This window comes from Halalkalibacter sp. APA_J-10(15) (assembly GCF_023017105.1).
Classification (GTDB): domain Bacteria; phylum Bacillota; class Bacilli; order Bacillales; family Bacillaceae_D; genus Halalkalibacter.
The window spans coordinates 256,672-279,544 of the sequence record NZ_JALKEV010000004.1 but is presented as its reverse complement, the minus strand read 5'-3'; the positions used below and the strand labels follow the sequence as shown (position 1 = coordinate 279,544).

Here is a 22,873-nt window from a genome sequence, read left to right as displayed (position 1 = left end):
CTATATGACAAAGAAGAAAATTGGGCTACTTATAATGGCTTATGGTACACCAAGAAAAAAAGAAGAAATTGAACCTTATTACACGCACATTAGACATGGTCGAAAACCATCACAGGAAGCGCTAGATGATTTAACAGAACGTTATGAAGCCATTGGTGGGATTAGCCCATTAGCAAAAATTACAGAGGATCAAGCATATGGTCTTGAACGAACTTTAAATGAACGATTTGAACATATTGAATTTAAGGCATATCTTGGGTTAAAGCATATAGATCCATTTGTTGAGGATGCGGTACAACAAATGAAGCAAGATGGCATTGAAGAAGCTGTTAGTATTGTACTTGCGCCACATTTCTCTACATTCAGTGTGAAATCTTATAATGGACGTGCTCATGAAAAATCAGAGAAAATAGCTGGTCCACGTATTACGAGTGTAGAAAGTTGGTACGATGAACCACTATTCATTGACTATTGGGTAAGGCAAGTCAAAGAAACAATGAAGCTTATAAAGGATGATGACAAATCTTGCGTCATTTTTTCTGCACATAGTTTGCCAGAACGTATCTTACAAGTTGGGGATCCTTATCCTCATCAATTACGAGAAACGGCAGATCTTATTGCGAAGCAGGCAGGGGTTAAGCACTATGAAATAGGCTGGCAAAGTGAGGGAAATACACCTGACCCTTGGTTAGGACCTGATGTACAAGACTTAACGAAAAGCTTGTATGAACAGCATGGGTATACTTCATTTGTTTATTGCCCAGTTGGATTCGTGGCGGATCACCTCGAAGTTTTATATGACAATGATTACGAATGTAAGGTCGTAACGGATGAGCTTGGTGTTGATTATTATCGACCTGAAATGCCTAATGCAAAGCAGGAGTTTCTTGATTGTTTAGCAACAGTTGTTGAAAAAAAGCTTTTTGGAAATGAGTGAGGACGTTGAAGAAACGAATCGCAATCATTGGTGGAGGAATAACCGGGCTAGCAGCTGCTTGTCATTTAGAGCAAGCCATTGCTAGAGGAGCGAACATTGAATATGACTTGTATGAAGCTACTAATCGATTAGGTGGAAAAATCCGTACGGAATATCGCAATGGCTTCATCATTGAACGAGGGCCCGATTCTTTTTTAGCACGAAAGCAAAGTATGGCACGTCTCGCTAAGGAAATTGGGATGGAGGATGAGCTCCTTGCCAATGATACAGGACAAGCTTTTATTTTGAAGGGTGAGACGTTACACCCAATGCCTGAAGGAGCTGTTATGGGCATTCCTACACAATTAAAGCCTTTTTTGAAGACAGGCTTACTATCTCCTATCGGGAAGGTTGTTGCTTTAAAAGATTTGATGCTACCCCCTGTTACAGAGTCGGATGAGGATATTTCGTTAGGTCATTTCTTTCGAAGGAGATTAGGGGATGAAGTAGTCGATCATCTGATAGAGCCTCTATTATCAGGAATTTACGCGGGAGACCTTGATCGATTAAGCTTGAAATCAACCTTCCCCCAGTTTCAAAAGATGGAGGAGGAGCATGGTAGTCTCATTAAAGGCATTTCTAAGCAACGTGCAAAGAATCAAACATTCACAAAGTCAAATGAGAAAAAGCAAGGGATGTTTCTATCGTTTAAACGGGGATTAGAGTCATTTGTAGATGGAATTGAAGCTTATTTACAGAACGGAAGGATTTATAAAAATGCTCACATTAACGAAATTGTAAAGACTGAAAACAGCTATAACGTACATTTGATGAATAACTCTAGACGATATGATGCGGTTATCGTCTCAACACCTGCTCCGGTCGCAGGACAGTTGTTTAACGATGATCAGCATTTCTCTTATTTGAACGAGATGAAAGCAACATCTGTCGCAACGGTTGCGATGGCTTTTAGAGAGGAACAGGTTATTTTACCATATGACGGAACAGGATTTGTTGTCTCAAAGAAAGGTAATCACGTGATTACAGCATGTACATGGACTCATAAGAAGTGGAAGCATACTGCACCGGAAGGATATGCATTACTTAGAGCATATGTCGGTAGACCGAATGATTCAAATATTGTCGATCAATCGGATGAACAAATTGTGAAAGCCGCATTAGATGATTTAAAAACGATCACACATATTGAAGGTGAACCTGAATTTTTCTATGTGACTCGATGGAAGGAAGCGATGCCTCAGTATGAGGTAGGCCATTCTTTCAAAGTGGAGAAGCTAACGGAAGATATCGAAAAATTATATCCAGGTGCTTATTTAGCTGGTGGAGCGTATAAAGGAATTGGTTTGCCGGACTGTATTGATCAAGGAGAAGCAGCTGCCAAAGATGCTTTAATGTTTGTGAAGGGATCGTTATGATCGTTACATTGAATGTAGAATAAAAAAACACGGCCCATGTGAATTGAGGTGCCGTGTTTTTTCTGTATTTTGACTTATTCTGCTTCTAAAATTGCATCAAGCTTTGACGTATCAACAAATCCATCTAGATTTGGTTCAGCATCCATAAATTTCAGCTCATAAGAAGCATCAGCCCAATCTTGCAACGCTTCTGGATGCGTTTCGGTTGTTACAACCATACGTGTCCAAGCTTTTTCTAAAACAGCGTCTGGTAAGCGATTTTGTGTGAGCTCGTATAAATGATCATTAATCGCGCTTAACGTGTCTCCTGTGTTTTCTTGCGTATATTCAACGGCTTGCTTATGTCCACGAAGAACAGCCTCTACAGCTTCAGGATTTTCTTCTAGAAATTCATTCGTTGTGACAATGACGACACTTGGTAACGTTTCGCCAATGAATACATTATCCCATTCAGCGACAACATTCGCATTTAACTCTAGCTCTAAATAGGTTCCCCAAGGCTCAGGTGCTGCAGCGGCATCAATTTGTCCTTGTTCGAACATCGCCACCATGTTTGCGGGTGGTATACGTGATTGGTGTTCAACTGTACCACCGACACGATTTGATTCGAGTCCAAGTTCTTTTAACATAATCTCAAGCTGAACGTTGTGTGTACATCCATTCCCTGGAGTACAAAATGACTTTCCGTCGAAGTCATCTAAGGATTCTATTCCAGAATCCTCACGGGAAACGATTAATGTTGCTCCATTTGCGGCCGCTCCAAGAACAACAACATCGCCACCTGTTAAGAAATAGTTAATGGCAGGACCAGGTCCAACATAACCAATATCTAATGAACCAGTTGAAAGTGCATCAATAAAGTCATTTCCATTTGGAAAGTGAGTATATTCTGAACCTCGATTGCCTAATTCTTCATCGAAGTACCCTTTTTCCTTGCCGATAATCGCTGCTGCGTGATCTAAGTTAGGAAAGTAGCCAATCCTAACATCTTCACCCGGAGCTTCTTCGTCTGAATTCTCCCCTGTTGTACTTTCATTCGCTGTTCCACATGCTGCAATGAATGTCAATAGTGTAGCTGAAGTGATCAGTAAGATCCATTTTTTCATGATGTTTCTCTCTCCTTTTACTTATAAAATCTATTATTATTTTGCATATCCCCAACGAGTTAACACTTTTCGTTCGATTGGATTGAATATGAAATATTCAACAATAAGTCCGATAACCGCAATAATAATCATAATCGCAATTACGAGCTCCATATTAAAGAAATCACGTGCATCCATTAATGTCCTTCCTAATCCACCACGACCTAACAATTCAGCGGCCATTAGAGCTCGCCAACCGAATGCCCAAGAAAGACGAATACCTGTTAAAGCGGATGGAATAGACGCAGGAATCATGACCTTCCAAATAAGCTCAAAGCCGCGGTAGCCCATCGTCCTCGCGGCCCGAATGAGAATGGGCTGAACATTCTTCATACCCATTCTTACGTTCATCGTCATCGGCCATGTTCCCCCGAGAATCACGACGAACAAAATCGCCATTGGTCCACCTTGGAACATGACAAGTGCAAGTGGTAGCCAAACAATACTTGGTACGGATTGTAGGGCAACAACTAGTGAACCAAGTGTTTCATCTGCCAACTTTGACGTTGCAAGGGTAATTCCTAAAATAGAACCGATAATGATAGCAAGTGCAAACCCGAGCAAGATTCGGCCTAAGCTTGTTGTCAGTGCGGCGGTTAAAATCCCTGTTTCAAAAAATCCTTTATAAAGTTCTACGAACGAAAGAAAGGGAGACGGAAACATTTGCGTTCCGAAAACGTCTAATCTATATACGATCTCCCATATCCCGATGAGAACTGTAAAGAAGAGTAGCCTTCTGACTACGGTAATCATCTCCCATCTCCTCCTTCATCACTTTATCTATTTCTCCAGCTAGACGCTGACTAATTCGTTCCTCTAATGAAGTAAAAGCTTCATCACTTGTTTTACGTGGACGAGGTAATGGAACATCATAGGTTTCAATAATTCCTCCAGGTCTTGTTCCCATTAAGACAATTCGATCAGATAGTAAAATCGATTCACGAATGTTATGAGTCACAAACAGAATCGTTTTCTTTGTTTGTTGCCAAATATATTGCACTTCCTTATGAAGCATGGAGCGGGTTTGCTCATCAAGAGCACCGAATGGCTCATCCATCAATAACACTTCTGGGTCCATAGCAAGAGCTCGGGCAATCGATACACGCTGCTTCATTCCTCCAGATAATTCATGAGGATAAGAGTTAATAAATTTACTTAAATGAACCAGCTTTAAATATTCGATGGCGCGATCCTTCGCTTTTTTCTTGCCATATCGCTTCTTTATCGAAAACATAACATTATCCAGTACGGTCATCCATGGCATAAGTGCTGCTTCTTGGAAGACGACTCCACGGTCTGCACCAGGTCCCTTAACTGCAGTGTCTCCAACATAGACGACACCATTGCTTGCATGATCAAGTCCAGCAACAATGTTTAATAAGGTTGACTTTCCGCACCCAGAAGGACCGAGTAAGGATACGAATTCACCTGATTGAACATCTAAATGAATATCATTAAAAACGGTATAGGATGTTTTTTCTTCTTTATTTTCAAATGTTTTCCCAACATTTTCAATTTTGACATTAGCCATTTATAAGCTCCTCCTCTCTTCGTTGAGCTATAAAATTGATAATTCATACTTCTCTTGTCGGTTTTAACTTGTTTTAGTATAACAGATTCGTGAATGCTGTCAATTCCCGAGTTCACTGGAAATGTTGGGTTTTTAACTTTTTTTAGTGAATGTTCAGTAATGAGCGGAAAGTTGTCTTATTTGAAAAGCTTGATACGATTGTTTTTTTTGTATCAAGCACGCAACGAGTGTAGTCATGGCTACTCAAATAAAAGGGACTGAAAAAGTTGATTGGTCCTTTTTCAGTGTCCTCTAAATTCACTTTTTTGCTGGTGAAGAAGGATGGAATTGGCAATCTTTCATCAATATATAAAGAAATCCACTACGAATCTCTATGTCCTCCCCTTATTTCAATTAGTTTGTGGTAAGATATCGATAGAAAAAGATTGAACGAACTAATTACGATAGGGGAACGAGGAAGCAATGGTAGAAAAAGATGTCATTAATGCGTTACGTCATGCTAGACATGATTGGTTAAATATTATCCAATTAATTAAAGCGAACGTAGAACTTAAGCGGTATGATCGAATTGAAGACATTATCGAGAAAGCGGCTCAGCAAGCTTTTTGTGAAAGTCGACTATCGTCCTTGTATGTGACGAAAGTCGAATATTATCTTCTTACTTATCATTGGAATCAACATCCTGTTCAATTGGAACTAGAGGTCATTGGGGAGCCTTTTTCTCTTAAGCATGAAGAAGATCGTCTTTTTCGATTATGTCAGTCAGTATTGGAAAAACTAAATGATACGTGTACCGAAGATGCAGAGCATAATGTACTTATTTCTTTTCTTTTTAAAGAAAAGACTTGTCACATAACGTTTGATTTTCATGGAGTTGTGAAAATGAATGAAGATGAGTGGGAGACATTAGAACCGTTTAATCTTCAAGTTGAAGAATTCCATGAGCATGAATGTCTGTTATCTGCATCCTTCTGGAAAAAATGAGGTGAAACATCGATGTTTGTTGATAAGGTAAAAGTGTATGTAAAAGGCGGAGATGGCGGGAACGGTCAAGTTTCGTTCCGTCGTGAAAAGTATGTTCCTGATGGCGGGCCAGCAGGTGGAGATGGTGGACGCGGAGCAAGTGTTGTCTTTGAAGTGGAAGAAGGATTACGAACGTTAATGGATTTTCGTTATCAACGTCACTTTAAAGCCCAAAGAGGTGACCATGGTAGGCCGAAGAATCAGCATGGAAAGAATGCTGAGGATATGATTGTGAAGGTGCCACCTGGGACAACGGTAATGGATGCTGAGACCGAGCAAGTATTAGCTGATTTAACGGAGCATGGTCAACGTGCGGTGATTGCAAAAGGAGGTCGCGGAGGTCGCGGGAATACGCGTTTTGCTACCCCGGCGAACCCAGCACCGGAAATTGCTGAAAATGGAGAACCCGGGCAAGAGCGTGATGTCATTCTTGAGTTGAAAGTATTAGCGGATGTTGGATTAGTTGGCTTTCCTAGTGTAGGGAAATCAACGTTATTATCTGTTGTATCAGCTGCAAAGCCGAAAATTGCTGATTATCATTTTACGACGATTGCTCCTAACCTTGGTGTCGTTGAAACGGATGATCAACGAAGCTTCGTTATGGCCGATTTGCCAGGCTTAATTGAAGGGGCACATGAAGGAGTTGGTCTTGGTCATCAATTCCTAAGACATATTGAACGAACGAGAGTCATTGTACACGTTATTGATATGTCTGCTCTTGAAGGGCGAGACCCTTATGAGGATTTCTTGCTCATTAATGATGAGTTAAAGCAATACAATTTGCGTCTGCTAGAACGTCCACAAATTATCGTTGCGAATAAAATGGACATGCCTGAATCAGAAGAAAATCTAGAGAAATTTAAAGAGAAACTTACGGAGGATTACTCGATTTATCCAATATCAGCTGTGACCAAGCAAGGCTTACGTGAATTATTGCTTACGATTGCTGATAAAATTGAAGAAACTCCTGAATTTCCGCTTTATGAGGAAACAGAGGAATCCACTCGTGTGTTGTATAAGCATACGAAAGAGGACATACCGTTTGTTATAACTCGTGATGACGATGGAGCCTATGTATTATCAGGTGCTCAAATCGAGAAGCTGTTTAAGATGACAGACTTTTCACGTGAGGAATCGATACGTCGTTTTTCAAGACAAATGCGAGGGATGGGTGTTGATGAAGCATTACGCGAGCGCGGTGCAAAAGATGGTGACATCGTTCGCTTACTAAGCTTCGAATTTGAATTTATTGACTAAGAAAACCGCGTAGCAGTTTTCTTAAATGCGTCGGGTAAAGACATGACAAGGTTGTAGGTAGACTGAAAATGGTCTTCTTTCTGTCTACCGTGTCATGAGCGAAGCTGACGCTCTCCATTGAAATCACAAAAGTCTCTTTGTTTAAGGTTTTAAGCTTTTGACAAAATCAGAAAACCGCGTAGCAGTTTTCTTAAATGCTTTTGCTTAATTTGAAATAGCCTACACGATTGTACGATCTTCTCGTATGTTGTGTAGGCTGTTTGCATGAAAGAGCTTTTTTCATATTGTCAAATAGGGGTTGCACTCTTATAATAGGAAAGATAATGTAGTGGTGAAAGTAGGTGCTGATTTTGACATCACGGAAAGATTTTTATCTTGTTCGCGCTGATATGTTAACAGAGGCAATGGAGAAAACATTGCAAGCAAAAGAACTGCTTCATTCTGGTAAAGTAACAAAAATTAACGAAGCGGTTCATAAGGTTGGCATGAGCCGTAGTGCGTTTTATAAATACAAAGATGGGATATTCCCTTTTCATACGATGGTTCGTGAAAAGATTGTCACCTTATCGATCATTTTAGTTGATCGATCTGGCTCTTTGTCTCAGTTACTCGGAAAAGTAGCTGAAACAGGAGCGAACGTTTTAACGATTAATCAAACGATCCCATTACAAGGTCGTGCACAAATGACCATTACGATTGATACAGCTCCAATGCAGCTTGAGCTTGGAGATTTAATTGATTGGATTGAACAATTAGAGGCAGTTGAAAAGGTAGAATTGGTGGGAACTGGATCATAAAAGGAGCGGAAGACAATATGAAGGTTGGCTATTTAGGACCTAGAGGAACATTCACAGAAATGGCAGCACGGGGCTTGTTTGTTAAGGAAGACCTCATAGCATACCGAACGATTCCTGCATGTATGGATGCCGTTGCAAAAGAAGAAGTAGAGCTTGCTATTGTACCAATTGAAAATGCGATTGAGGGTACTGTTAATTTGACGCTAGATTATTTAATTCATAAACAACGCCTACCAATTGTTGGTGGAGTGACGTTACCAATTGTGCAACATTGTTTAATTCATCCACAAAATAAAGAAAAGCATGTAGAAAAGATTGTCTCTCATCCACATGCTATAGCTCAATGTCATGACTTTCTACAAAAAACGCATCCAAATGCTGAGTGGGAATATATGAATTCAACAGCAGCAGCAGCCGAATATGTCGCTAATCATCCAGAATTACCTGTTGCGGCTATTGCCAACGATTTGGCAGCCGAAGAATATGAATTAAAGGTTGCTCATGCGAATGTGCATGATTATCAGCAAAACCGCACTAGCTTCATCGTTCTTCGTAAGACGACAAAAGCCATTTCAATTGATGGAGCAGAACGCTCTGAGGATAAGACGACATTAATGGTGACATTACCTTCAGATTTTTCTGGAGCACTTCATCAAGTATTATCAGCATTTGCATGGAGGAAGTTAAATTTAACAAAAATAGAGTCAAGACCTATGAAAACAGGTTTAGGGAATTATTTCTTTATCATTGATGTCGAAGAGAAGCAAGACAACGTGCTAATTCCAGGAGTTATTTCTGAGCTAGAAGCACTTGGGTGTGGAGTAGAGATACTTGGTAGCTATCCTTGCTATGACTTGGCGATCGTAAAGACGGAAGCGTAGAAAGAAAAAAGAAGGATAAAAGAATGGGACAAAAAAGTACAGCCAAAGTAAAGCCTACATGGTGATTTAATGTAAAGCGTGCCTGCTCTCCATAAGATGGGATTCGAAGCGGCTGTGCTCTCTATACAAAAAAAGGCATTAAACCTCGTTTAACGCCTTTTTTTTGTATTAGGATTATGTCGCTTATACCTTCTGTACATGTTAAATAGGGAATGGATCAAGTAACCGATAATCAGTATAACAAGAACGGTAGCTACCACGGAAGTGTATTGACGGTATCCTAGTAGAAGAAAGAGGGCGAAGATAATAAACGAATAGAAAAGTAGCTTGAAACCTCTACTCATTATTGTTTCACCTGTTTGGTTATAGGACGTTCTCGATTATTCATATTCATCCAATAGAAAACCTTTCCTACTAAGTTCTAGTACGGCTTTATCAATTTGAGCTTCTGTTGCCGCTTCAACTAAATGAAGGTGCACACCATCGGTTAATTCTGAGAGCAACGATGAGTTGGTCTCTTCAACACGTTTACAAAATTGCTCGGCCTCATGGCGTGATGACACCATAAGGGATGCTGTTATTTCTCCGTAAATCGCATGCTCAACCATCACTTGTGACACCGTTAGTCCGTGATCGACTAGAATAAATAGCTCTTCTTTTGCCTGTTCACGATAATGCTTGCAGGCGATCATTCGTTTAGCTAGTACTGTTTCTTTCATTTGGTTGTATAGATACCCTTGAGCTGTAGCAATGATCGGATGCTTTTTTGCCTTTAATATCGAAATATCTTGAACGATGACTTGTCTACTCACATTTGATCTTTTTGATAATTCACTACCCGTGATTGGAGTATGAGTCGATGTTAACCAATTGATAATTTGCTTTCTGCGTTCTTCTCCTAATAATTTCTTACCATTGCTCATATGCATTGCTCCTTTAATACCGTTCGAGAATCTCATGTATGGCTACTATTAGTTTATCGATATCTTGTAACGTTGTCCATCGTCCAAATGTAATTCGAATTAACTCGAATGCCTCCTCCTTCGACCTCCCAATACTCATTAACGTTGAAGATGGATTTGTATCACCGACACGACAGGCTGATCCAGTTGAAATAGAAAAGCCTCTCCGGTTACATTCAAGCATGAGAAGCTGTCCTTCTATCCCTTTGATCCGAATAGCTAAATGAAATGGAAGTCTCTTTATCGGATGTCCTTCAAGAATGATACGCTTCTCCTGCTCAAACGCCTGTAAAAAATGAAGGCGAAGTTTTGATAAGCGGTTCATTTCTTCATCCTGTTTTTGGAAAGATTCTTCAGCGGTAGCAGCAAATGCAGCGATTCCTGGAGTATCAACCGTACCAGCTCTAAAGCCACCCTCGTGAGTCGTTCCTTCAAAGAATGGGTTCCATGGAAGTCGGCTTTGAATAAACGTTAGACCAACTCCCTTTGGACCATAACACTTATGTGCTGAAGCGCTCATACTCGATAACAAAGCTAATGGTATAGGTAGTTTTCCGAATGTTTGTACGCAATCACTATGAAAAAGGACATCATGCTTTCTTAACAGTTGACCAATTGCTGTAAGGTCTTGAATAGTTCCTACTTCACTATTGGCATGTCCAATGGAGGCAAGAATGACATCACTATTGAGTAGATGTTCCAAATGATCCATTTGAATACGCCCAAATTCATCGACTGAAATATAATCGATTTTAAAGTCGAAACCTTCTAAGTAGTTCAATGCTTGATGAACAGAATGATGCTCTCCTCTCGTGGTCAAAATCGTACTCCCTTTATGTTGATGTGCAAAGGCTAGTCCGGTTAAAGCGAGAAAGGTCGATTCTGATCCTGAACCTGTAAAATAAAGCTCCTGTGGTCGACAACTTAATATTTGCGCCAATGATTGACGACTGTATTCAATGATATCAGCACTTTCTTGACCATGAGTATGCAAGCTACGACTATTTCCAAAGAACTCACTCGCCACTCGATTATACGTTTCAATCGCAATGTCAGACATAGGAGTTGTTGCGCTGTAATCGAAATATATCATTCATTTTCCACCACTTTCTATATAAATCTAAAAAAACAATACAACTTCCCAAAATAACGTCTTGTCACTTTAATCATTTTATGTAAAGATAGGTGACAAGACAAGTGTTAAGTTTAAATGGAGGTGAAGGCATGGTTGATAGGACAGCTGATGTCATCATCATAGGTAGTGGTGTAGCTGGATTAATGACTGCTCACTTATTAGCTGACGAATTAAATGTGATGATTATCACAAAGTCAAATGTCGAAATAAGTAATTCAAGTTGGGCACAAGGTGGAATGGCTGCATCACTCGGAAAAGATGACACGTGGCAACAGCATTATGCAGATACATTACGAGCAGGATTAAATCATCATGACGAACAGCATGTCGAACACCTAGTCAAACATGCCCCTACTATTGTTAAGCAATTGCAGAAGCTAGGTGTAACTTTTGATCATAATGAGAGTGAGCTTGTCCTTGGAATGGAAGGAGCTCATCAACGAAGAAGAATTGTCCATGCAAATGGAGACCAGACTGGAAAGGCGCTTACTCATGCATTAATACATGCTGTAAAGGGGCGTGTCCAAATAGAAGAGCAAACCCATGTTTACTCGTTACTGAAAAAGAAGGAGCGAGTGATTGGGGTTCAGACAAATAAGGGAGCTATTTTTGCCAAAGCAACAGTGCTTGCAACAGGAGGTTTAGGTCAGATCTATTCGTATTCCTCCAATGTACGTGAAGCAACAGGGGATGGCTATGCTATTGCTTATCGAGCCGGAGCTACGTTGAAGGATATGGAATTTATTCAATTTCACCCGACATTGTTCATTCATAATGATCAATCTCAAGGGTTAGTGAGTGAGGCAGTGCGTGGTGAAGGAGGAAGGTTAATCAATCAAGCTGGAGAGTTTATTATGGCGCACCATCCTGAACGTGAGCTTGCTCCACGTGATGTCGTAAGCCGGGCCATTTATAGGATGATTGAACAAGGAGAAAACGTATATCTTGATTGCCGATCTATTGCAAATATAAAGGTTCGTTTCCCTGGTTTAGCAAAACGAGCAGGCAAAGTTGGTGTTGACCTTACAACGACGCCGATCCAGGTAGCGCCTGGAGCTCATTTTTGTAGTGGTGGAGTCGAAGTAGACCTTTACGGTAAAACGACTGTGGCAGGTTTATATGCGGTGGGCGAGGTAGCTTGTACAGGTGTTCATGGAGCAAATCGATTGGCAAGCAACTCATTGTTAGAAGGGTTCGTTTTTGCCCAAAAGCTGAGTGAAGCTGTAAAAGAAGAGGTGCAAACGGTCAAACTGGTATCTATATTGATATCAAGGAATCATCGTCAAGTTTCTGATCAGCTGCCAGAAAAAGAAGAGATTCAACAGAAAATGATGAAACATGCTGGAATTGAACGAACCGCTATTGGTTTACTGACATTAAAAAATTGGTTAGATCGATTTAAAGAGAAGTTTCTAGAAGTTGGATATGAGGACGAAGAACGGATTGAACGAAAAAATATGCTTCTGACAGCTAGCCTTATTGTTCATGCTGCTTTACAAAGGACAGAAAGCCGAGGAGGACATTACCGTTCAGATTTTCCAAATCAGAAGGATTATTGGTTAAAAAGATATGTCAAGCATGATTTAAATGAAAATAAAAAAAGAGAAACCCATGTCATATAAGGAGATAAAGGGTAAGGGGATGAGGAACATGAATCAGCTGTTGCTGAAGAGAAAGTTAGAAGAGTTTTTCCTAGAAGATGTTGGTGAAGGAGATGTGACAACAGAGTCATTGCTCGTAAGTGGTGAATATAGACGCGCCAACATTGTAGCAAAGGAAGAAGGAGTGTTGGCGGGAACTGACGTGATTAATGCCGGTTATGAAGTTATAAATAATGACATGATCGTTAAGCTTTTTAAAAAAGATGGAGAAGCATTTGAAAAAGGAGAAGTTTTGGCAACTGTTGCTGGTAAGGTTAATGATTTATTAGCTGGTGAGCGAGTCATTTTAAATTTATTACAACGAATGTCCGGTATTGCAACAATGGCTAGACGAGCGAAATCGGTATTAAACGATGAATCAATTCGGATTTGTGACACGAGAAAGACGACACCAGGTTTACGTATGTTTGAGAAGTATGCTGTTCGATGTGGTGGGGCTTATAATCATCGTCGTAGCTTAAGTGATGCGGTTCTTTTAAAGGAAAATCATCTTCTAGCTAGCGGTGGAGTGAAAAAAGCGGTCGAAGCTGTACGTGAGCGAATTGGTCACATGGTGAAGGTAGAAGTGGAGACGACAAATGAGAAGGAAGTACTCGAGGCCGTAACGGCAAACGTTGATGTCATCATGTTTGATAATGCAACACCAAAAGAGGTGAAAGCTTACCAGCAGCTTGTACCGGGACATATTGTGACAGAAGCTTCAGGAGGAATTAATTTAAATACGTTAGCGGAATATGCTGGTTGTGGTTGCCATTATATTTCACTTGGCTGTCTAACCCATTCCGTTCAATCAACAGATATTAGCTTTTTGCTAATAGAGGAGGAACAACGATGAGCATATTAGAACAATTAACAAAAATGGATCGAGTACCAGAACATTATCGAGAATTAGTGCTTGATGAGAAGCGTGAACGGATTTGGGCCATTAAAAAACGGTTAGGTAAGCGTTTGTTCATTCCTGGACATCACTATCAACGAGATGAAGTCATTGAATTTGCAGATGCGACAGGTGATTCTTTGCAGCTTGCTCAATTATCTCAAGATAATAAGGATGCCGAATATATCGTTTTTTGTGGTGTGCATTTCATGGCTGAAACTGCTGATATGCTAACAACCGATGAGCAACATGTCATTTTGCCTGATCTGAAGGCTGGCTGTTCAATGGCTGATATGGCAGATATCGACCAGACGGAATATGCATGGACGATTCTGCAAGATATGTTCAGTGACACGATTCTTCCACTAACATATGTGAATAGCACAGCAGCAATTAAAGCGTTTTGTGGTAGATACGGTGGTGCGACTGTGACTTCTTCAAATGCGAAGAAAATGGTCGAATGGGCGTTTACACAGAAAGAACGCTTGCTTTTCTTACCAGATCAACACCTTGGACGCAATACGGCTTACGACCTAGGAATTAGATTAGATGAGATGGCTGTGTGGGATCCAATTAATCGAAAGCTAGAATTTGAAGGTGACTTTGAACGGGTAAAGGTTATTCTTTGGAAAGGGCATTGCTCTGTTCATGAAAAATTTACTGTACCACAAATTGAACAATTCCGCCAAAACTCACCTGACACGAGCGTTATTGTTCATCCAGAATGCCCATATGAAGTTGTACAGGCGGCTGACTTAAATGGGTCTACGCATTATATTATCGAAACGATTCGCAAAGCTAAATCAGGTACATCATGGGCAGTTGGTACTGAAATGAATTTAGTTAATCGACTTGCTCAACAATTTCCAGATAAAAAAATTGTATCATTAAATCCGACTATGTGTCCTTGCTTAACAATGAATCGCATTGATATTGATCATTTACTTTGGTCATTGGAGGAGTTAGAAAAGGGCAATCTTCATTATCCAATTACTGTCGAGTCCAATACAACGAAGGAGGCATGTTTAGCATTAGAACGGATGCTTGAACGTAAGTAAATAGGGTATTAGAGCGAGATCTTCTATGGAGGTTTCGCTCTTTTTTAGGTGAGAATGATTAGACTCCTGCGCTGTCTAATATAAGGCCACTGAAAAAGTGGAAATCGCGAGGTCACTGAAAAAGTCCTTTCTAGTAACTCAAGGAAGAGTAATGGCTCCGCTCGTTGCGCGCCTTGCTATGAGAAACCCACTCATTGCAAGGCTTTCAAAATCGGGCAACGGCTACGCACATTACTTCAAAGCCACTGAAAAAGTTAAAACCAAACTTTTTCAGTGGCCTCGAAATCGCAGTTTTTCAGTGACCTCGTCTAATATGAGTGTTGGATCTGAATTATGGTAAAAAGTTTTAAGCGTATGTTCAAAGGTACCAAAAAAATATAGCAATGGCCTGTTCGCTACTCGTCATGTTGCGAGAAAAGCATTCACCACATGACTTTAAAGCTGTAGCGACTACACTAGATGTTTAAAGAGGGGGAAATTACCATTTTTGAACAATCTCTTTAAGAAAAGGTACTAAGCGATTTTCTAATTAGGCATAAACCTTTTTTTATAACATAAAATGTGCTAAAAGCCGTTTTCTATTCGAATTCTTCTTATTTTTTGTGAAAGGGCTCGTGTCATTTCGCCTACATTCACATAGGATGATATAGAGAACAAGAGGAGGGGAAGGAAAGTGAAAATTCATATTGTCCAAAAAGGCGACACTCTTTGGAAGCTTGCACAAAAGTACGGTGTGGACTTTGATCAACTGAAGGCTGCCAATGCCCAATTATCAAACCCGAATATGATCATGCCAGGAATGAAAATTAAAATCCCAACTGGAAGTGTTCCGGTCAAAAAAGAGTCACCGGCACAAATGGCTCCTGTAAAAGAGCAGCCTATTCAAATGCAACCGAAAGAGCAGCCAAAGAAAGAGCAACCGATACCAAAAGAACAGCCAATTGAAAAGCCACCAATTATGGAGATGCCAACGAAGGAAATGCCGGCACCACAACCTCCACCACAGCCACCTTCAAAGAAATTTGATTATAAGAAGAATGTGTACGAAACAAATATTCATTTTTATAAACCGCAACCACAACCGATTAAAAAGCCGGCACCACCTATGAAGGAAAAGCCAGTAAAGAAAGAAAAAATAAAACCAGAACTAAAGAAACCAGAAGTGACAAAACCGCAACCGACAAAAACCCAACCACAAATGCAGCCTAAAACCCAACCACAAATGCAACCTAAAGCACAACCACAAATGCAGCCGCAACTACAACCAATGCATCAACAACCGATGAAGCCACAACACCACCAACCAATGATGATGCCAATTGATTGTGGCCCAACACCAATTAGTCCAATGGTGCCTGGGTGTGCACCTAAGCATGGGCCATTTCAACAGGTGCAGCCAATGCATGGGACCCAACCGATGCCTTATTATCCTCAGCAAACTCATCAAATGAATATGGGATGTCAAGATTGCGGTCCTGGTCCACAGCCATTTTTCGATCCAATGATGCAACAGCAACCAATGATGTCAGCACCACAGCCACAACAAATGACTCAGCAACATCAGATGCTTGATCCATATCAGCAGCCGATGTATCAGCAACAACCGATGCAAGGGCCAAGTCAAATGCAAGCTTCACCGATGCAACCACAGCAACCGATACCACAAGCACCACCATATCCAGAACAAATGTCAATGCCTTATAATAACAATAATATGACTGAACAGCTTGCTCAATTAAATCCTTATCAGGAAACAGACGATTATGATGACTAATTATATTTAAATGCCGGTACAAATGTATCGGCTTTTTTCATATAGTATATGGTTAAACGTATTTTTGAAAAAGACACTTCAAAAAACTCAGCTGTGCACGACACAATTAAAAAAGCCTGTTAAGGGGGGACAAAAAGTTAAAAACCAAACTTTTAGTGATCTCTGCTAATGCGTTTTCATATCCAAGACTTAACAGACTAAAATGAGGTTCTCTAAGCCATTCTAAATGGTGAAAGGGGGAATTTCATTTGAAGAAAATAGCGATGACAGTCGCAACCGCTACGATACTTTTAGGTGGTTTTGCAGGTTGTGGTACTGATAATCAAGAAACAGGAATGAATGCACAAAATAATCGAACGGGTATTCATTCTCAAGATATGGGAGCAACTGGTACAACTGGTCGTCACCACGGTGAAGGACCTATAACAGATATGATGACACCAGACCGTGGACATCGAGGCGGATTTGGTACAACGAATCATAACCAGAACTTTGGTGGTCAAGGTGAGCGAGGAACTTATGGAACAAGCCGTGCTCAAGGCCATACGAATTATCATGGCACACTCGACAATCAACAACGTGGTGGTGGCTATGGGTTAAATGCTGGAGAAGGTCAGGGACGTACTCACTTAAATAATTATCATACACTAGGTGATGAACGAGGGTTTTTTGGTACGCAAGAAGGACGTACTCCAGGTATGGGGAGAACAGGATTGAATGAAGGAAGAATGGGAGCTCAAGCGACACAAGGTGGGTTTGGAGCAAGAGGAATTACTGGAAATGACCGTCCAGGGATGGTTGATGAGGATGGTGTTCTTCGTGAACGTGGAGGCAATCGTGTAGGAATGCAAAACCGTCATCAATCGAATCAACGTCAAGGAATGGGTGCTTTAAACTTAAACCCTCGACATAAGCAAGAGCGTTCGAGAGCTGTTGGTATGGAAAATAGTGCTACCCGTGGTTATCGCGATGCGCTTAATAATGAATTTGGTGTTGAAACTGGTGTAAATCGTCAAGATCGTCAACAAACGACTCGTGCGACAGAAAATAATCAAGGTCAAAAGGCTAACTACCACCGTAGTTACGATAGTCAAACAGTCGAGAAGATTAATAAAGAATTAAGAGGAATTAAAGGATTAAATGATTCACGTGTTATTGTTCATGATGATGATATCGTCGTGGGTGTACAAGCTGAACGCAATAGCGATGATGTACGTGATCGTGTAGAGGATCGAGTAAACGATATCGCAGATGGAAAGAATGTTCGTGTTGTATCTGATTCTGATGCGTTTGGTCGTATTCGTACGATGGATGATGAGCTTCGTGGAGGAGCTGCATTTGAAGAAGTCGGAGCAACCTTCGAAGATATGTTACGTGATTTAGGAAATGCTGTTCAACGCCCTTTTGAACGTTCACGTTAAGTATATGTTTTAAAAAGGCTACTGAAGATACGTTCAGTAGCCTTTTAATTTTGTGAATTAACATCATAGAGAGAAGGTTGGTTGAAAGACTACGGTAAAGCATGAAGCAATTAAGGTTTTCTTACTGAATAAAAAATTACTACTTTGGTAATGCTTATGTTGTATACACAATTTAAGAAAAATACGGTGGTGAACACGTATGAGAACAAAATCTTATCAGCTCATATTATTAGCTGTTTTAATCGGAACTTTTTTCTATATGAAGAATTCAACAGGTACCATTCAAGAAGAACATGTTGAAAGTGAGTCAGAAGCATATGAGGTTCTTGCTCCACAAACAGTCCAAGTTGTTTTAGAAAGAGTTTATTTAGATGGCGAAAAAAGCAAGGAATATGTAGAAGAAACGATATTATCGATGGAGGACTTTTGGGCTTTCTATGAAGATTGGGAGTTAATTAATCAAAGCGGTGAAGAAATTATTTTTCGAAAAGAGATGTATGATATTTCACCACTGTTAAAAATAAACGGCTATTTTGGTTTGACGGAGGAAGGTGTATTGACGATTTTTGAGGGAGAGCCTAGTCACGAGAAGGTGATTCAAACATTTTTCTATATCGATACATCAAAATTAAAAAGTCATCATTATACGGAGCTTGAAAACGGGATACCTGTAAAGGATTTACGGAACTATGAAGAAGTGTTGCAAGTATTTAGTCAATATAAGGCGAAGGAAATATGACAAACCAAGGGGGGAAGGTTGATTTCTCCTTTGGTTTTTTTGTTTATTCAGCATAGTGCAAAATAAGAAAAGATCGCTGAGCAGTTTTTCATATATCTTCATAGAGACTACAAGTAAGTTATGGTAAAATAGAATGTACTGTGTTGAGAGGAGAATATGAAAGTGATTGATTACATTCGTGGTCCGTTGGTTGAAATAGAATTGTCTTATATTGTCATTGATCATCAAGGTTTAGGTTATCAAATTTATTGTCCGAATCCGTTTCGATTTCAAGCTAATGTAGGTGAAGCGATTCAAATTTATACATATCATTATGTTCGTGAGGATGTTTTGCGTTTATACGGTTTTGCTGCTAAGGAAGAGCGGATACTATTTGAGAAGCTTTTAAATGTTTCAGGTATCGGTCCAAAAGGAGCATTGGCTATATTAGCCTCAGGGGAGCCTGAAAATGTCATTGCTGCCATTGAGCAAGAGGATGAGGCGTTTCTCGTTCGTTTTCCTGGTGTCGGTAAAAAAACAGCTCGACAAATGATTCTTGATTTGAAAGGAAAGCTTGAAGAACTAACAACTAATTTAACATCTAATCAGGAAGTTATTGAACGAGTAAGCACAGCACCTTCTGAGCTAGAAGAGGCTTTAGAAGCATTACGGGCATTAGGTTATGTTGAGAAAGAGCTTAAAAAGGTTCGACCGCATTTAGAGAACGAAGAGCTTACAACAGATGGTTATATTAAAAGAGCGCTACAATATATGTTAAAAAGCTAGGGAAGGGAGGAAGTGTTGGTGGAGGAACGAGTCGTTTCAGCGGAGGAGCAAGGTTATGAGGATTCACTTGATCAACAAGTCCGCCCACAGCAGATTGCTCAATATATTGGACAAGAAAAAGTAAAGCAAAATCTAAACGTATTTATGGAAGCTGCGAAAATGCGTGAGGAAAGCTTGGATCATGTTTTACTTTATGGGCCTCCAGGGCTAGGAAAAACAACGTTATCAGCGATCATAGCTAGTGAAATGGGTGTGAATATGCGGACAACATCTGGTCCAGCAATCGAACGTCCCGGTGATCTAGCAGCTATTCTTTCAGGTTTAGAGCCCGGGGATGTCCTTTTTATAGATGAAATTCATCGTTTAAACCGGATGGTAGAAGAAGTGCTATACCCTGCGATGGAGGATTTCTGTCTCGATATTGTCATTGGAAAAGGTCCGACAGCGAGGTCTGTCCGTCTTGATTTACCTCCATTCACATTAGTGGGGGCGACAACAAGAGCAGGGATGCTCTCTGCACCATTACGTGATCGATTTGGCGTGATGGCAAGGTTAGAGTATTATACAGAATCTGAGTTAACACAGATTGTCCGAAGAACGGCCGAGATTTTTCAAGCTGATATTGATGGGGAGGCAGCTGTTGAAATTGCGCGCCGCTCACGTGGAACACCTCGTATTGCTAATCGCTTGCTCCGTCGAGTCCGTGACTTTGCGCAAGTTCAAGGTGATGGTACGATTTCATTGGCGATAGCCGCACATTCACTTGAACAGCTCCAGGTTGATGAGTTAGGGCTTGATCATATTGACCATAAGCTACTGCTTGGAATGATCGAAAAGTTTAGAGGAGGTCCCGTTGGTTTAGAAACGATCGCTGCGACAATTGGTGAAGAAGCGGAAACGATTGAAGACGTGTATGAACCGTATTTGTTGCAAATAGGCTTTTTGCAACGAACACCGCGTGGACGTATCGTTAGTCCTATTTGCTATAAACATTTTCATTTGGAGGAGCCAAAATGAATATAGCAAAAGTCTTAATCAGCTTAGGTGTTTTGTTTATTATCATTGGTGTGCTGTGGATGTTGATTGGACGTTTTTTACCATTGGGGAAGCTACCTGGTGACATTGTTATAAAGAGAGAAAATATGACTGTTTATTTTCCAATTATGACAAGCATTATTGTTAGTATTGTTTTGTCACTGCTTTTCCTCCTTTTTCGAAGATAGTGAAAGACATTGCTCTTTTGCTTCGGTTTCGATATGATAACGTAGGAAAAGATGACGAAGACAGATTAAAGGTGAGAGACTAATGAATGTTGAAGATTTTGATTTTGACTTACCAGAGGAATTAATTGCGCAGACGCCGCTACTTGATCGGACGGCGTCTCGTTTGCTTGTGTTGGATCGCAACCGAGAAGACATGAAGGATCGTACGTTTATGAATGTACTTGATGAAATTCAAGCTGGTGATTGCTTAGTATTAAATGATAGCCGTGTGTTACCTGCTCGTCTTTATGGAACAAAGCACGAAACGGGTGCCCATATTGAAGTTTTACTTCTGAAGCAAGAGGAAGGTCACGTGTGGGAAACGTTGGTGAAGCCCGCCAAACGAGTGAAAGAGGGCACTGTCATTATGTTTGGTAATGGTCAACTGCGAGCAACATGTGTAGGTGAAGCGGATCATGGTGGTCGGATGTTAGAAATGAAATTTGAGGGTATTTTTCATGAAGTATTAGAAGAGCTAGGAGAAATGCCGTTGCCACCGTATATTAAGGAGACGCTACCGGATCAAGAGCGTTATCAGACGGTTTACTCGAAACATAGTGGCTCTGCAGCAGCTCCAACAGCAGGACTTCATTTTACAAATGAGCTACTAGAAGAAGTAAAAGCGAAGGGTGTACATGTCGCGTTTGTCACTCTTCATGTTGGACTTGGTACATTTCGCCCTGTTAGTGTGGGTACAATAGAAGAGCACAAAATGCATGCTGAGTTTTACCAAATGAGTGCACAGACCGCTCAATTGTTAAACTCTGTTCATGAGCAGGGAGGACGAATTATTGCGGTTGGAACGACGTCTGCCAGAACACTAGAGACCATTATGAGTGAGCATAGTGCTTTTAAGGAATGCTCAGGGTGGACATCCATTTTTATTTACCCAGGATATGAATTTAAAGGAATCGATGGCTTGCTAACGAACTTTCATTTACCGAAATCAACACTAATGATGCTCGTTAGTGCGTTTGGTGGAAAAGACTTTATGATGAGAGCATACGCTCATGCGATACGAGAGCGTTATCGTTTCTTTAGCTTCGGTGATGCGATGCTTATAATATAAGGAGGAACGTTGATGGCGGCCATAACATATGAACATCTAAAAACATGTAAACAATCAGGAGCGCGCCTCGGTCGTGTCCATACACCACATGGCTCCTTTGAAACGCCAATCTTCATGCCAGTAGGGACGCTGGCAACAGTAAAGACTATGAGTCCAGAAGATTTGAAAGAAATGAATGCACAAATTATTTTAAGTAATACGTATCACCTCTGGCTTCGTCCTGGTCATGATATTGTGCAAGAAGCAGGGGGCTTACATCGATTTATGAACTGGAATCGTCCCATTTTAACAGATTCCGGTGGGTTTCAAGTATTTAGTTTAAGTGATTTGCGTAAAATTGAAGAAGAAGGTGTTCATTTTCGAAACCATTTGAACGGTGACAAGTTATTTCTCAGTCCTGAGGGAGCAATGGAGATTCAAAATGCATTAGGCTCTGATATTATGATGGCCTTTGATGAATGTCCACCATATCCTGCTGAATATGATTATATGAAGGAGTCTGTTGAGCGAACGAGCCGTTGGGCTGAACGGTGTTTAGAAGGGCATAAGCGTCCAGATGCACAAGGGTTGTTTGGGATTGTTCAAGGTGGTGAATACGAAGAGCTTCGTAAGCAAAGTGCTCGTGATCTTGTTTCGCTTGATTTTCCAGGCTATGCAATTGGAGGTCTTTCGGTTGGTGAACCGAAAGATGTCATGAATCGAGTATTGGAGTTTACGACTCCACATTTACCATTTGATAAGCCCCGTTATTTAATGGGAGTCGGTTCAGCTGATTCACTTATTGATGGAGCAATCCGAGGTATTGATATGTTTGACTGTGTGCTACCGACACGAATTGCTCGAAATGGGACGTTAATGACAAGTGAAGGAAGACTCGTCGTTCGCAATGCGAAATATGCGCGTGACTTCCGGCCGCTCGATGAAAATTGTGATTGTCATGTGTGCAAAAATTACACAAGAGCTTACATTCGTCACTTAATAAAATGTGAAGAAACGTTCGGATTTAGACTTACCTCTTATCATAATCTCTATTTCCTGTTAAACTTAATGGAGCAAGTAAGACAAGCGATTCGAGATGATCGTTTGCTTGACTTTAGAGAAGATTTTTTTGAGCAATATGGTTTTAATAAACCAAATGCCAAAAACTTCTAATGAATGATTAAC

General features: G+C 40.5%; 22 protein-coding genes. 17 read left to right on the top strand and 5 right to left on the bottom strand.

Translation table 11 applies throughout. The annotated features are described in order from the left end of the window. Positions 1–4: 4 nt before the first annotated feature. Both hemH and hemY read left to right on the top strand, forming a co-directional pair. On the top strand, positions 5–937 hold the full coding sequence (gene hemH / locus MW695_RS07130; protein WP_247104479.1) for a ferrochelatase: 933 nt from the start codon (positions 5–7) through the stop codon (positions 935–937). A 5-nt stretch (positions 938–942) separates the two neighbouring features. Next, a complete protein-coding gene (gene hemY, locus MW695_RS07125; protein WP_252120674.1) occupies positions 943–2,352 on the top strand; it encodes a protoporphyrinogen oxidase in 1,410 nt (469 codons plus the stop codon). Between the two features lie 74 nt (positions 2,353–2,426). Here hemY and MW695_RS07120 read toward each other — a convergent pair whose 3' ends face one another. Genes MW695_RS07120 through MW695_RS07110 form a run of 3 tightly spaced genes read right to left on the bottom strand, consistent with a single transcriptional unit; the run spans position 2,427 to position 5,028 of the window. Beyond that, entirely contained in the window at positions 2,427–3,458 is a 1,032-nt protein-coding gene (locus MW695_RS07120; protein WP_247104476.1) for an aliphatic sulfonate ABC transporter substrate-binding protein, read from the bottom strand. A 36-nt stretch (positions 3,459–3,494) separates the two neighbouring features. Beyond that, positions 3,495–4,250, bottom strand: coding sequence for an ABC transporter permease (locus MW695_RS07115; protein ID WP_247104474.1), 756 nt, complete (start codon positions 4,248–4,250; stop codon positions 3,495–3,497). Further along, the gene (locus tag MW695_RS07110; protein WP_247104473.1) at positions 4,183–5,028 is read right to left on the bottom strand and encodes an ABC transporter ATP-binding protein; all 846 of its coding nucleotides are present in this window, start codon (positions 5,026–5,028) and stop codon (positions 4,183–4,185) included. Before MW695_RS07110 ends, MW695_RS07115 begins: the two co-directional genes overlap by 68 nt. Before the next feature lie 462 nt (positions 5,029–5,490). Here MW695_RS07110 and MW695_RS07105 point away from each other — a divergent pair, with 462 nt between their 5' ends. The 4 genes from MW695_RS07105 (at position 5,491) to pheA (ending at position 8,986) form a co-directional block, all read left to right on the top strand. Continuing rightward, positions 5,491–6,012: a Spo0B C-terminal domain-containing protein gene (locus MW695_RS07105; protein ID WP_247104472.1), complete on the top strand. Its 522-nt coding sequence runs from the start codon at positions 5,491–5,493 to the stop codon at positions 6,010–6,012. A gap of 12 nt (positions 6,013–6,024) precedes the next feature. Then, the gene (obgE, locus tag MW695_RS07100) at positions 6,025–7,308 is read left to right on the top strand and encodes a GTPase ObgE (protein WP_247104471.1); all 1,284 of its coding nucleotides are present in this window, start codon (positions 6,025–6,027) and stop codon (positions 7,306–7,308) included. A gap of 350 nt (positions 7,309–7,658) precedes the next feature. After that, positions 7,659–8,105, top strand: coding sequence for an ACT domain-containing protein (locus MW695_RS07095; RefSeq protein ID WP_260505878.1), 447 nt, complete (start codon positions 7,659–7,661; stop codon positions 8,103–8,105). A gap of 17 nt (positions 8,106–8,122) precedes the next feature. Further along, positions 8,123–8,986 carry a prephenate dehydratase gene (pheA, locus tag MW695_RS07090; protein ID WP_247104470.1) on the top strand — a complete coding sequence of 288 codons (864 nt, stop codon included), beginning with the start codon at positions 8,123–8,125 and terminating at the stop codon, positions 8,984–8,986. Positions 8,987–9,366: 380 nt separating this feature from the next. On the opposite strand, the gene MW695_RS07085 is transcribed toward pheA, so the two are convergent. Next, on the bottom strand, positions 9,367–9,909 hold the full coding sequence (locus MW695_RS07085; protein WP_247104467.1) for a transcription repressor NadR: 543 nt from the start codon (positions 9,907–9,909) through the stop codon (positions 9,367–9,369). Positions 9,910–9,922: 13 nt separating this feature from the next. Beyond that, entirely contained in the window at positions 9,923–11,041 is a 1,119-nt protein-coding gene (locus MW695_RS07080) for a cysteine desulfurase family protein (RefSeq protein WP_247104465.1), read from the bottom strand. Between the two features lie 131 nt (positions 11,042–11,172). On the opposite strand from MW695_RS07080, the gene nadB reads away from it, so the two are divergent. From nadB to tgt, 11 genes are all read left to right on the top strand, one after another. Then, positions 11,173–12,705, top strand: coding sequence for an L-aspartate oxidase (nadB, locus tag MW695_RS07075; RefSeq protein WP_247104463.1), 1,533 nt, complete (start codon positions 11,173–11,175; stop codon positions 12,703–12,705). 28 nt (positions 12,706–12,733) lie between these two features. Then, positions 12,734–13,579: a carboxylating nicotinate-nucleotide diphosphorylase gene (nadC, locus tag MW695_RS07070; protein WP_247104461.1), complete on the top strand. Its 846-nt coding sequence runs from the start codon at positions 12,734–12,736 to the stop codon at positions 13,577–13,579. Next, complete coding sequence (gene nadA / locus MW695_RS07065) at positions 13,576–14,679, top strand: quinolinate synthase NadA (RefSeq protein ID WP_247104459.1); 1,104 nt, start codon at positions 13,576–13,578, stop codon at positions 14,677–14,679. Before nadC ends, nadA begins: the two co-directional genes overlap by 4 nt. A 673-nt stretch (positions 14,680–15,352) precedes the next feature. Then, positions 15,353–16,453: a SafA/ExsA family spore coat assembly protein gene (safA, locus tag MW695_RS22810; RefSeq protein ID WP_308446075.1), complete on the top strand. Its 1,101-nt coding sequence runs from the start codon at positions 15,353–15,355 to the stop codon at positions 16,451–16,453. Positions 16,454–16,701: 248 nt separating this feature from the next. Beyond that, entirely contained in the window at positions 16,702–17,874 is a 1,173-nt protein-coding gene (locus tag MW695_RS07055; protein WP_247104457.1) for a YhcN/YlaJ family sporulation lipoprotein, read from the top strand. A 199-nt stretch (positions 17,875–18,073) separates the two neighbouring features. Continuing rightward, entirely contained in the window at positions 18,074–18,613 is a 540-nt protein-coding gene (locus MW695_RS07050) for an intercompartmental signaling factor BofC (RefSeq protein ID WP_247104456.1), read from the top strand. 162 nt (positions 18,614–18,775) lie between these two features. Continuing rightward, positions 18,776–19,378: a Holliday junction branch migration protein RuvA gene (gene ruvA, locus MW695_RS07045; RefSeq protein WP_247104455.1), complete on the top strand. Its 603-nt coding sequence runs from the start codon at positions 18,776–18,778 to the stop codon at positions 19,376–19,378. A gap of 18 nt (positions 19,379–19,396) precedes the next feature. Continuing rightward, entirely contained in the window at positions 19,397–20,395 is a 999-nt protein-coding gene (gene ruvB, locus MW695_RS07040; RefSeq protein WP_247104454.1) for a Holliday junction branch migration DNA helicase RuvB, read from the top strand. After that, entirely contained in the window at positions 20,392–20,601 is a 210-nt protein-coding gene (locus MW695_RS07035) for a DUF2905 domain-containing protein (RefSeq protein ID WP_247104453.1), read from the top strand. Before ruvB ends, MW695_RS07035 begins: the two co-directional genes overlap by 4 nt. An 82-nt stretch (positions 20,602–20,683) precedes the next feature. Next, positions 20,684–21,709 carry a tRNA preQ1(34) S-adenosylmethionine ribosyltransferase-isomerase QueA gene (queA, locus tag MW695_RS07030; RefSeq protein ID WP_247104452.1) on the top strand — a complete coding sequence of 342 codons (1,026 nt, stop codon included), beginning with the start codon at positions 20,684–20,686 and terminating at the stop codon, positions 21,707–21,709. A 12-nt stretch (positions 21,710–21,721) separates the two neighbouring features. Continuing rightward, positions 21,722–22,861 carry a tRNA guanosine(34) transglycosylase Tgt gene (gene tgt / locus MW695_RS07025; RefSeq protein ID WP_247104451.1) on the top strand — a complete coding sequence of 380 codons (1,140 nt, stop codon included), beginning with the start codon at positions 21,722–21,724 and terminating at the stop codon, positions 22,859–22,861. Positions 22,862–22,873: the final 12 nt, after the last annotated feature.